We start from the raw sequence: 10,986 nt of genomic DNA, 5'->3' as shown, positions 1-10,986 counted from the left end.
GGGCCAACGGGTCCGAGGCCATTGTAGGCCCGGTAAGCGAAGCGCCACCGGGCGATGCCGTTAAATACTCAGCGCCAGTTTTGTCCCCTGCGCAATCGCGCGCCGCGCATCCAGCTCCATCGCCACATCGCACCCGCCAATCAAATGCACCGTTTTCCCCGCCTCGCGCAGCGGATCCGCCAGATCGCGCTTCGGCTCCTGGCCGGCACACAAAATCACATGATCCACGCGCAGCAGCTGCGGCTCACCGCCGATCAGCACGTGCAGCCCGTCGTCGTCGATCTTCTGGTAGCTCACCCCGGGGATCATCTTCACCCCGCGCGAGAGCAGGGTGGCGCGGTGGATCCAGCCCGTGGTTTTCCCCAGCCCTTCACCCGGCTTGCTGGCTTTACGCTGGAGCATCACAATCTGACGCGGGCTTTTCGGCAACTGCGGCCCTTCCGGGCGTAAGCCGCCGGACTGACTGAGGCTGGTATCAATGCCCCATTCTACGCAGAACTCAGCGATGTTCTGGCTGGTGGCTTCGCCCGGCTGGCTTAAATACATCGCGGTATCAAAACCGATCCCGCCGCAGCCGATGATCGCCACCTTCTCGCCAACCGGCGCTTTGTCCCTTAATACATCCAGATAGCTCAATACCTTCGGATGATCGATGCCCTCGATCGCAGGCGTGCGCGGTACGATCCCGCTTGCCAGGATCACCTCGTCGAAACCGATCAGATCCGCCGCGCTGACAAAATGGTTGAGCCGTAGCTCGACACCCGTCACCTCGATCATCCGGCGGTAATAGCGCAGCGTTTCGTAGAACTCCTCTTTGCCGGGGATCTGTCTGGCGATAGTAAACTGCCCGCCGATCTCCGCCAGCGCATCAAACAGCGTTACGCTGTGCCCGCGGGAAGCGGCATTGACCGCGAATGCCAGCCCCGCCGGACCAGCCCCCACTACGGCCAGACGTTTCTTGTTGGTCGCAGGAACGATCGGCATTTTGGTTTCATGGCAGGCGCGGGGGTTAACGAGGCAGGAGGTGACCTTGCCGACGAAGATCTGATCCAGACACGCCTGGTTACAGCCGATGCAGGTGTTGATCTCATCCGCACGGCCGCTTTGCGCTTTGGAGAGCAGTTCGGCATCCGCGAGGAATGGACGCGCCATCGACACCATATCGGCATCGCCGCGGGAGATCACATCCTCCGCCACCTGCGGATCGTTAATGCGGTTGGTGGTGACCAGTGGAACGGAGACTATACCTTTCAGCTTGCGCGTTACCCAGCTGAACGCCGCGCGCGGCACCGGCGTGGCGATGGTCGGGATGCGCGCTTCGTGCCAGCCAATCCCGGTGTTGATGATGGTGGCGCCAGCGGCTTCAATCGCCTGCGCCAGCTGCACGGTTTCGTCGAAGGTGCCGCCGCCTTCCACCAGGTCGAGCATCGACAGGCGGAAGATGATAATAAAATCCGTACCCGCACGTTCACGCACCGCGCGCACCACCTCCACGGCAAAACGCATCCGGCGGGCATAGTCGCCACCCCATTCGTCGTCGCGCTGGTTGGTGCGTGCGGCGAGGAATTCGTTGATCAGATAGCCTTCCGAGCCCATCACCTCCACCCCGTCGTAGCCCGCTTCCCGCGCCAGCGCCGCGCAGCGGGCAAAATCGTCTATCAGCGCCAGGATCTCGTCGTGGCTGAGGGCATGGGGAGCAAAGCGGTTAATCGGCGCCTGAATAGCCGAGGGGGCAACCAGGTTCGGCTGATAGCTGTAGCGCCCGGTATGCAGAATTTGCAGGGCGATTTTGCCGCCCTCGCGGTGGACCGCGTCGGTCACAATGCGGTGGTGCGGCAGCTGTGACGCATCGTTCAACACCGCGCCGCCCTCCATCGTCACCCCGGTAGGAGCAGGGGCTACGCCGCCGGTGACAATCAGCGCCACCCCGTGGCGCGCGCGCTCGGCATAGAAGGCTGCCAGACGTTCAGACCCGTCCGGACGCTCCTCCAGCCCGGTGTGCATTGAGCCCATTAACACGCGGTTTTTAAGGGTGGTAAACCCAAGATCGAGGGGGGCGAATAGCGACGGGTAGCGGCTCATAGTCTCTTCCAGTGTAAAATTATTGTTATGTGGTCGGATGAGTTACTAATTTAGCCAGCGGGGAGTAAAAGGGAAAAGGGGAATGCAGTGAATGTGATGGGATTCAAATATTGGTGTGGCCTGATGCCCTCACCCTAACCCTCTCCCACAGGGAGAGGGGACTTAATCTCCCTCTCCCTTAGGGAGAGGGCCGGGGTGAGGGGGATGCCCGCACCAGCCCCGGCGCCTGCCACATCGACGTGGTCAGCCCGCTGTCCACCAGCCCGAGCTGGTCGGCGTACACCGCCTGCCATTTCTGCATCATGCCGTCGTACAGTTCCCGGTGCTGAGGGTCTGGCGTGAACTCGCGGCTCCACTTCACCAGCCGCTCGCCCGTCGAAGCCATATCCGCAAACAGCCCCGCGCCAGTTCCTGCGGCAATGGCACAGCCGAGCGCCGTTGCCTCTTTGACTTCCGGCACGCGCACCGGCAGCCCGGTAACGTCGCTTAAAATCTGGCTCCACAGGGCGCCTTTGGCCCCGCCACCCGCAAACACCAGGCTCTCAAACGTCACGCCGGAGAAGTGGGAAATCTGCGCCAGGTTGCAGGCCGAGACGATCGCCGCGTTCTCTTCCAGCGCGCGGAACAGCGTCGCTTTGTTGCACTTTTCCGGGTCGATGGAGAGGTTAATAAACGACGGCGCGGCGTGATACCACTGCTTAAAGTGCATCGCGTCGGAGAAGATCGGCATCACGCCGTGGGAGCCCGCCGGGACGCGGCTCGCCATCTCTTCGAGCAGGGAGTAGGTGTCCATTCCCATTCGTTCGGCAATCAGCTTCTCTTCGGCGCAGAAGGCGTCACGGAACCAGCGCATGGTTAGCCCGGTAAAGAAGCTGATCGACTCCGCCTGCGCCATGCCGGGGATGACGTGCGGGTTTACGCGGATGTTCATCTCAGGGTCGGTGCGCACCTGCGGCAGATTCACCACCTGCTGCCAGAAGGTGCCGCCGAGAACTGCGGTTTGTCCGGCGCGCACCACGCCCAGCCCCAGACAGCCCAGCTGCACGTCGCCGCCGCCCATCACCACCGGCGTGCCTTCACGCAGGCCGCTCTGCTGCGCGGCCTGTCTGGTAATCGCCCCCAGCACGGTGCCGGTCTCTTTCACCGGAGAGAGAATATCGGCGCGCAGCCCGGCCATGTCGAGCAGCGCCGGACGCCAGTCGCGGGAGAAGAGATCCAGCATGCCGGTGGTGCCCGCATTGGACGGATCGACCGCCAGCTCGCCGGAAAGCTTCGCCGCCAGCCAGTCGCTGATCATGGTGATGGTGGCGGCTTTACGATAAATATCCGGACGATGATGCGCCAGCCACAGCAGGCGCGGCATGGCGCTGAGGGCCAGCGTCTGGCCGGAAACGTCATACACTTCGGATTCAAACCGGTAGTCGTGGATCTCTTTGAGTTCGGCCACCTCGCGGCTGGCGCGGGCGTCGACGTTGGCGCAGGCCCAGATAGCCTCGCCGTTGCGGTCGTACAGCACAATCCCTTCGCGCATCGAACAGCAGGCGACGGACTGAATATCCGCCGCGCTGAGCCGCGCGCGCTCCAGCGCCTGCTGAATACACTGGCAGGCCAGCCGCCAGTTGGTGTCGAGGTCGAACTCCATCGATCCTGGCACGTTCTCCACGCTCAGGTGCTTCCACTCGGCCTGGCCAACGGCAATCTGGTTGCCCTGTAAATCGAAAATCACGGCGCGAACGCTGCCTGTCCCTGCATCTAACGCTAAAAGGTAACTCATGAGCTTGCCTCGTGTCAGGCGCAGGGCTGCTCTTATCCGGCCAGAGCCAGCACCGCGCGGGCTGTCGTCTCTTCCGTCACCAGGCCATTAATACGGCGACCCTTCAGTGCGGCATAAATCGCATCGGCTTTCTCTTCCCCTCCGGCCACGCCGACGATGGTGGGCAGTTGCGCCAGTTCATCGAGCGTGACGCCCAGTAATTCTTTGTGGATCTCCAGCTCCTCAACGCATTCCCCTTCGGCATTGAGGAAATAGCCAAGGATATCGCCCACCGCGCCTTTACGGGCGTACATCAGCTGTTCACCTTCGCTGATATAGCCGGAGCGCAGTATCGTCGCGTCGCGGCGCTGGTTTATCGAGCCAATCCCGACCACCGCCACGTCAGCGGCGGTGGCGGCGAGGATCACGTCCCGCACGCTGGTTTCGCGCTTTAAGATCCCGGCGACTTCAGCGGATGACACGCGAAGCGGGGCGGGGATCATGCTGACGCTACAGGCCGCATCCAGCTGGCCGATACCGGTCATATACGGCCCGACGCCGCCGGAGAGCGTCACCAGGCGGATCTGCTGCGAGCTGATAAAGCCGCTTAAGTGTTGCAGACTGCTCATGGTGGTTTCACCGAAACCCACCGCTAACAGCTGGCCGGGTTGCAGTACGCCCATCAGCGACTGTGCCGCGCCAATGCCTAATCGCACGTTCATCGGCGGCGTATTCAGGGCGGGCATCACGCGCACCAGCTTCAGACCAAATCGTTGTTGCAACTCCGTTTCCAGCGCCAGACAGCCCTCGTAGCGGGAGTTGATCTGCACGCGGATCACCCCGGACTGACGGCCTTTCTCCAGCAGGCGGGAGATCTTCAGACGCGGCAGCCCGAGCCGTTCGCCGATGTCGTTCTGGGTCAGCCCGTCGTGGTAGTAGCACCAGGCCACGCGCGCCACCAGCTCCTCTTCCGCCAGTGCCAGCCCGGCAAACCGTCCTTCTTCCGCAGTGCGTTTATCGCTCATAATTGAACTCTTATAAAAATTTAGATCATATGTTCGTGATGGTGCGACGTGAAAATGTGAGCCACGCGACAAAACGGATCTTTTCGATCGTTTCCGCTTTATCTGAATCTCAATCGATAAAACTGTGATCCCTGCACGGTTGTAAATATAGTTCACCGTCTACGCTTTTGAACATTATTAAATCTAAAAATCATTTGTTCAATAGCGGAGCGATGATGACACCACTTCTCGACGCGCGTGATATCAGCAAGCAGTTTTCAGGCGTACCGGTCTTAAAAGGCATTGATTTCACGCTGCTTGCGGGGCAGGTGCATGCGCTGATGGGCGGTAACGGTGCGGGAAAATCGACGCTGATGAAGATCATCGCCGGGGTGGAAACCCCGGATAGCGGTGAACTTTCGGTGGCGGGTGAGTCTTTTGCACGGCTTACCCCGGCGCAGGCGCACAGGTTAGGCATTTATCTGGTGCCGCAGGAGCCGCTGCTGTTTCCCAACCTGACGGTGCGGGAAAACATCCTGTTTCGTCTGCCGCGAGAGCGCGATCGGGAAAAACGTCTGGCGGAAAAACTCCGGCAGCTGCAATGCCAGCTTAACCTCGACGCCACCGCCAGCACCCTCGAGGTGGCGGACCAGCAGATGGTGGAGATCCTGCGCGGGCTGATGCGTAATGCCAGAATTCTGATCCTCGATGAACCCACGGCCTCGCTGACGCCCGGTGAAACCGAGCGCCTGTTCCGCCAGATCCGCGCCTTGCAGGATCTTGGCGTCGGGATTGTTTTTATCTCGCATAAGCTGCCGGAGATTCGGCAGCTGGCGAGTCACGTCTCGGTGATGCGCGACGGCGCGGTGGTGCTCAGCGGCGAAACCGCGCAATTTGACGATAACGCCCTGATCGCCGCCATGACGCCGGTAAGCCGGGAGACATCCCTGAGCGATACGCAAAAGCTGTGGCTGGCGCTGCCGGGCAACCGCCGCACCCAGGCGCAGGATTTTCCCGTGCTGCGCGTGGAAGCGCTCACCGGAGAGGGCTTTATCGATCTCAGCCTTGAGATTTACGCCGGGGAGATCGTCGGTCTGGCCGGGCTGGTGGGGTCCGGGCGCACCGAGTTTGCCGAAACGCTCTACGGTCTGCGTCCGGTACGCGGCGGGCGGGTGTGGCTGGAGAGCCAGGAGATCACCGCCGATCCGGTCAGTTCACGCCTGCAAAAAGGGCTGGTCTATCTGCCGGAAGACAGGCAGGTGTCCGGCCTGTTTCTCGACGCGCCGATCCGCTGGAACACCGTGGCGCTGAACGAGCCGTCTCTCTGGCAGCAGCGCAAGCGGGAGTCCGCGGTAGTGGAACGCTATCACCGGGCACTGGGGATCAAGCTCAATCATGCGGATCAAACCGTGCGCACGCTCTCCGGCGGCAATCAGCAGAAGGTGCTGCTGGCGCGCTGTCTGGAGGCCAACCCGCTGCTGCTGATCGTCGATGAACCGACGCGCGGCGTGGATGTCTCGGCGCGCGCCGATATTTATCAGCTGCTGAAAAGCGTGGCGGCGCAGAACGTGGCGGTGCTGATGATCTCAAGCGATCTCGATGAGTTTCCCGGCCTCGCGGATCGGGTGCTGGTGATGCACCAGGGCGTGCTCAGTGGCGAGCTGCCGCGCCAGGCCGTCAGCCTCGACCGGATGATGGCGCTGGCGTTTGGAGGGCAATCATGAAGATCTTACTGAAAAACCGCGAGCTGAGCGCGTTTCTCGCCATTCTGGCGCTGTTCGCCGTGCTGGTGGCGCTCAATCCGTCGTACCTGAGTTTGCAGACGCTGGGGATGATCTTCGCCAGCTCGCAGATCCTGATCCTGCTGGCCATCGGCGCGGCGCTGGTGATGCTGACCCGCAATATTGACGTCTCCGTCGGCTCCACGGTCGGGCTGTCCGCCATTGCCGTCGGCGTGGCGCTGAACAGCGGCTACAGCCTGCCCGTTTCCATTCTCTTCGCGCTGTCGATCGGCGCGCTGGCGGGGGCGTTCAATGGGTTTCTGGTGGTGGGGCTGCGCATTCCGGCGATTGTCGCCACCCTCGGCACGCTGGGGCTGTATCGCGGGGCGATGCTGCTCTGGACCGGCGGGAAGTGGATTGAAGGGCTGCCGCCGGGGCTGAAATCCCTCTCTGAGCCTGCCGCCGTCGGCATTTCGCCGCTCGGCATGCTGGTGTTGATTATCGCGGCCACCGGCGCGTGGACGCTGTCGCGCACCGCGTTCGGGCGTGATTTTTACGCCGTGGGGGATAACCTCGCCGCCGCGCGCCAGCTGGGCGTGGCGGTGAACCGCACCCGCATGATCGCCTTTACCTTCAACGGCATGCTGGCGGCCTGCGCCGGGATCGTCTTTGCCGCGCAGATAGGCTTTGTGCCCAACCAGACCGGCAGCGGGCTGGAGATGAAAGCCATCGCTGCCTGCGTGCTGGGGGGCATCTCGCTGCTGGGCGGCACCGGCACGCTGGTCGGCGCCTTCCTCGGCGCGTTCTTCCTCACCCAAATCGATACCGTGCTGGTGCTGTTCAGGCTCCCGGCGTGGTGGAACGACTTTATCGCCGGGCTGGTGCTGCTGGGTGTGCTGGTGCTCGACGGGCGGCTGCGTCAGGCGCTCTCACGGCATCAGCGGGCGCTGAAATACAGCCGTTTCCAGCCGGGTAACAAAGGGGGAAAGCACGTTACCCCGTTTCCAGAACGCAAAAAAGAGGTGGCGTAAATGAGGCTTAACTGGGAAAGCGCGCTGCTGATTTTACTGGTGCTGGAGATCCTGCTCTTCGGCGCCATTAACCCGCGCATGCTCGACATCCTGTCTCTTATACACATCTCCGAGCCCACGAGACATACGCCATTATCTGGTATGCCGTCTTCTGCTTGAAAAATGGGCCATTAACCCGCGCATGCTCGACATCAACATGCTGCTGTTCAGCACCAGCGATTTCATCTGCATCGGCATTGTGGCGCTGCCGCTTACGCTGGTGATCATCAGCGGCGGGATCGATATTTCCCTCGGCTCAACCATCGGCCTGTGCGCCATCGCGCTGGGGGTGATGATGCAGGCAGGGTGGCCGATGGCGGTTGCCATCCCTCTGACGCTGCTGCTCGGCCTGCTGTGCGGGCTGGTGAATGCGGCGCTGATCCACTACACCGGCATCAGCCCACTGGTCATTACCCTCGGCACGCTCTACCTCTACGGCGGCGGGGCGCTGCTGCTCTCCGGCATGGCGGGGGCGACGGGCTATGAGGGGATCGGCGGCTTCCCGGACAGCTTCACCGCCTTCGCTAACCTCACGGTGATGGGCCTGCCGATCCCGCTGGTGCTGTTCGCGGTGATTACGTTTTTCTTCTGGCTGATTACCCACCGCGGGCGCTTTGGTCGGCATCTGTTTTTAATCGGCCAGAACCCGCGCGCGGCGCGCTATGCGGCGCTGTCGGTCAACGGCATGCCGTATGCGCTGTACGGCCTGGTGGGGGTGGCCTCGGCGGTTGCCGCGCTGGTGATGGTCTCCTATTTCGGTTCCGCGCGCTCGGATCTGGGGCGCGATTTACTGATGCCCGCGCTCACCGCCGCCGTGCTCGGCGGGGCCAATATCTACGGCGGCTCAGGTTCGGTTGTCGGTACGGCGCTGGCGGCGTTGCTGGTGGGGTACCTGCAACAGGGTTTACAGATGGTCGGCATCCCCAACCAGGTGTCGAGCGCGCTGTCAGGGGCGCTGCTGGTTGTGGTGGTGATGGGGCGTTCGCTGAGTCTGCACCGCGAATGGGTGCGTTCTCTCTTCAGAAAACTATCCGGAGCGTAAGATGAAAACAAAACTGCTCGTCCTGGCAATGGCTCTCAGCTTCGCTTCGGCGCAGGCGGCGGACCGCATTGCCTTTATCCCGAAGCTGGTGGGCGTGGGCTTCTTCACCAGCGGCGGCAACGGCGCGAAAGAGGCGGGGAAAGATCTTGGCGTGGACGTGACCTACGACGGCCCGACCGAGCCGAGCGTCTCCGGCCAGGTGCAGCTGATCAATAACTTCGTTAACCAGGGCTATAACGCCATCATCGTCTCTGCCGTGTCGCCGGACGGTCTCTGCCCGGCGCTGAAGCGCGCGATGCAGCGCGGCGTGAAGGTCCTGACCTGGGACTCCGACACCAAACCGGAGTGCCGCAGCATCTATATCAACCAGGGCACGCCGGAACAGCTCGGCGGCCTGCTGGTGGACATGGCGGGCAAGCAGGTCACCAAGCCGAACGCGAAAGTGGCGTTCTTCTACTCCAGCCCGACCGTTACCGACCAGAACCAGTGGGTGACAGAGGCGAAGGCCAAAATCGAGAAAGACCATCCCCAGTGGCAGATTGTGACCACCCAGTTTGGCTATAACGACGCCACCAAATCTCTGCAAACCGCCGAAGGGATCTTAAAAGCCTATCCGGATCTGGATGCGATCATCGCCCCGGACGCCAACGCCCTGCCAGCCGCGGCACAGGCGGCGGAAAACCTGAAGCGGGAAGGGGTGGCGATTGTCGGCTTCAGCACGCCGAACGTGATGCGTCCGTACGTTGAGCGCGGCACGGTGAAAGCCTTCGGCCTGTGGGACGTGGTGCAACAGGGCAAAATTGCGGTCAATGTCGCCGATCGTTTACTGAAAAAAGGCGATCTTAACCCTGGCGACAGCGTCGACGTGAAAGATATCGGAACGCTGAAGGTCGAGCCGAACAGCGTGCAGGGCTACCAGTATGAGGCGAAGGGCAACGGCATTGTGCTGCTGCCGGAGCGGGTGGTGTTCACCAAAGAGAACATCAACAAATACGATTTCTGACGGGGGAGCAAATGGCTGATTTAGACGACATCAAAGACGGCAAGGATTTTGGCATCGGTACGCCGCAGCAGAATGTGCCGTACACCCTGAAGGGCTGCGGCTCGCTGGACTGGGGCATGCAGTCGAGGCTTTCGCGCATCTTCAATCCGCAGAGCAACCGCACGGTGATGCTGGCCTTTGACCACGGCTACTTTCAGGGGCCGACCACCGGTCTTGAGCGTATCGACCTCTCCATCGCGCCGCTGTTTGGTGAGACCGACGTGCTGATGTGTACCCGCGGCATCCTCAGGAGCCAGGTACCTGCCGCGACCAACAAACCGGTGGTGCTGCGCGCCTCCGGCGGTAACTCGATTCTGGGCGAGCTGTCCAACGAGTGCGTGGCGGTGGCGATGGAAGACGCCCTGCGCCTGAACGTCTGCGCGGTGGCGGCGCAGGTCTATATCGGAAGCGAATTTGAACATCAGTCGATCAACAACATCATCAAGCTGGTGGACGCGGGGGCGCGCTACGGCATGCCGACGCTGGCGGTGACGGGCGTGGGGAAAGAGATGGCGCGTGACGCGCGCTATTTCTCGCTTGCCAGCCGCATCGCCGCCGAAATGGGGGCGCAGTTCGTCAAAACCTACTACGTGGACGAGGGCTTTGAAAAAGTGACCGCCAGTTGCCCGGTGCCGATAGTCATCGCCGGAGGCAAAAAGCTGCCGGAGCACGAGGCGCTGGAGATGTGCTGGCGGGCGATTGACCAGGGGGCGTCCGGCGTGGACATGGGGCGCAATATCTTCCAGTCCAGCGCGCCACTCGCCATGCTGAAGGCGGTGAAGAAAGTAGTTCATGAGAACATGAGCGCCCGGGAGGCGTTCCAGTTCTGGCAGGAAGAGAAACAGGGAGAAGCAAAATGAACGTGACGCTGGTGGAGATTAATATTAAACCCGAGCGGGTGGACGAGTTTCTGGAGGTGTTTCGCGCCAACCACGAGGGGGCGATCAAGGAACCGGGCAACCTGCGCTTTGATGTCTTGCAGGACCCGCGGGTGAAAACCCGCTTCTTTATCTACGAAGCCTATAAAGACGAAGCGGCGGTGCTGGCGCATAAGCAAACGCCACACTATCTGGCGTGCGTGGATAAGCTTGAAGAGCTGATGTCAGAGCCGCGCAAAAAACGCAGTTTTGTCGGGTTGTTGCCGGAGTAGCGGCTTTGCCCGGTGGCGCTGCTGTATGACCGGATACATAGGTGACAGATCAGACCGGGAACATAGGTAACACTTTTCAGTCTATCCGGAGCACACTCTGGGTTTTTCGGTCGTAGTACGCA

The 10,986-nt window shown here is 61.7% G+C and carries 9 protein-coding genes and 1 pseudogene; 7 read left to right on the top strand and 3 right to left on the bottom strand.

All coding sequences use genetic code 11. The annotated features are described in order from the left end of the window. Positions 1–60: 60 nt before the first annotated feature. From ACNQ0W_RS06530 to lsrR, 3 genes are all read right to left on the bottom strand, one after another. Positions 61–2,082 carry an NADPH-dependent 2,4-dienoyl-CoA reductase gene (locus ACNQ0W_RS06530; RefSeq protein WP_116329983.1) on the bottom strand — a complete coding sequence of 674 codons (2,022 nt, stop codon included), beginning with the start codon at positions 2,080–2,082 and terminating at the stop codon, positions 61–63. Between the two features lie 178 nt (positions 2,083–2,260). Then, on the bottom strand, positions 2,261–3,856 hold the full coding sequence (gene lsrK / locus ACNQ0W_RS06525) for an autoinducer-2 kinase (RefSeq protein ID WP_062933392.1): 1,596 nt from the start codon (positions 3,854–3,856) through the stop codon (positions 2,261–2,263). Positions 3,857–3,888: 32 nt separating this feature from the next. Further along, positions 3,889–4,860: a transcriptional regulator LsrR gene (gene lsrR / locus ACNQ0W_RS06520; protein ID WP_062933391.1), complete on the bottom strand. Its 972-nt coding sequence runs from the start codon at positions 4,858–4,860 to the stop codon at positions 3,889–3,891. Positions 4,861–5,075: 215 nt separating this feature from the next. On the opposite strand from lsrR, the gene lsrA reads away from it, so the two are divergent. The 7 genes and pseudogenes from lsrA to lsrG all read left to right on the top strand — a co-directional run bounded on the left by lsrA (position 5,076) and on the right by lsrG (position 10,864). Continuing rightward, on the top strand, positions 5,076–6,563 hold the full coding sequence (gene lsrA / locus ACNQ0W_RS06515) for an autoinducer 2 ABC transporter ATP-binding protein LsrA (protein WP_062933390.1): 1,488 nt from the start codon (positions 5,076–5,078) through the stop codon (positions 6,561–6,563). Next, the gene (gene lsrC, locus ACNQ0W_RS06510; protein ID WP_062933389.1) at positions 6,560–7,591 is read left to right on the top strand and encodes an autoinducer 2 ABC transporter permease LsrC; all 1,032 of its coding nucleotides are present in this window, start codon (positions 6,560–6,562) and stop codon (positions 7,589–7,591) included. The genes lsrA and lsrC overlap by 4 nt, the downstream gene beginning before the upstream one ends. Then, positions 7,592–7,750: a hypothetical protein gene (locus ACNQ0W_RS06505; RefSeq protein WP_417933175.1), complete on the top strand. Its 159-nt coding sequence runs from the start codon at positions 7,592–7,594 to the stop codon at positions 7,748–7,750. A gap of 13 nt (positions 7,751–7,763) precedes the next feature. Then, a pseudogene (gene lsrD, locus ACNQ0W_RS06500) lies at positions 7,764–8,672 on the top strand (autoinducer 2 ABC transporter permease LsrD); the annotation flags it as partial. Position 8,673: 1 nt separating this feature from the next. Then, the gene (gene lsrB / locus ACNQ0W_RS06495) at positions 8,674–9,675 is read left to right on the top strand and encodes an autoinducer 2 ABC transporter substrate-binding protein LsrB (protein ID WP_062933387.1); all 1,002 of its coding nucleotides are present in this window, start codon (positions 8,674–8,676) and stop codon (positions 9,673–9,675) included. 11 nt (positions 9,676–9,686) lie between these two features. Beyond that, the gene (lsrF, locus tag ACNQ0W_RS06490) at positions 9,687–10,574 is read left to right on the top strand and encodes a 3-hydroxy-5-phosphonooxypentane-2,4-dione thiolase (RefSeq protein ID WP_032660401.1); all 888 of its coding nucleotides are present in this window, start codon (positions 9,687–9,689) and stop codon (positions 10,572–10,574) included. Continuing rightward, complete coding sequence (lsrG, locus tag ACNQ0W_RS06485; RefSeq protein ID WP_047734751.1) at positions 10,571–10,864, top strand: (4S)-4-hydroxy-5-phosphonooxypentane-2,3-dione isomerase; 294 nt, start codon at positions 10,571–10,573, stop codon at positions 10,862–10,864. The genes lsrF and lsrG overlap by 4 nt, the downstream gene beginning before the upstream one ends. Positions 10,865–10,986 lie beyond the last annotated feature (122 nt).

Origin of the sequence: Enterobacter cloacae complex sp. 6730903, assembly GCF_048283985.1 — a bacterium.
Classification (GTDB): domain Bacteria; phylum Pseudomonadota; class Gammaproteobacteria; order Enterobacterales; family Enterobacteriaceae; genus Enterobacter; species Enterobacter hormaechei_C.
Note: the sequence above shows the minus strand (reverse complement) of the source record. Positions and strands in the feature narration are given on the sequence as shown.

Excerpts from the sequence above, each read along its gene's own strand:
- ACNQ0W_RS06530 (WP_116329983.1), bottom strand. The coding sequence starts at position 2,082 with ATGAGCCGCTACCCGTCGCTATTCGCCCCCCTCGATCTTGGGTTTACC.
- lsrK (WP_062933392.1), bottom strand. The coding sequence starts at position 3,856 with ATGAGTTACCTTTTAGCGTTAGATGCAGGGACAGGCAGCGTTCGCGCC.
- lsrR (WP_062933391.1), bottom strand. The coding sequence starts at position 4,860 with ATGAGCGATAAACGCACTGCGGAAGAAGGACGGTTTGCCGGGCTGGCA.
- lsrA (WP_062933390.1), top strand. The coding sequence starts at position 5,076 with ATGACACCACTTCTCGACGCGCGTGATATCAGCAAGCAGTTTTCAGGC.
- lsrC (WP_062933389.1), top strand. The coding sequence starts at position 6,560 with ATGAAGATCTTACTGAAAAACCGCGAGCTGAGCGCGTTTCTCGCCATT.
- ACNQ0W_RS06505 (WP_417933175.1), top strand. The coding sequence starts at position 7,592 with ATGAGGCTTAACTGGGAAAGCGCGCTGCTGATTTTACTGGTGCTGGAG.
- lsrB (WP_062933387.1), top strand. The coding sequence starts at position 8,674 with ATGAAAACAAAACTGCTCGTCCTGGCAATGGCTCTCAGCTTCGCTTCG.
- lsrF (WP_032660401.1), top strand. The coding sequence starts at position 9,687 with ATGGCTGATTTAGACGACATCAAAGACGGCAAGGATTTTGGCATCGGT.
- lsrG (WP_047734751.1), top strand. The coding sequence starts at position 10,571 with ATGAACGTGACGCTGGTGGAGATTAATATTAAACCCGAGCGGGTGGAC.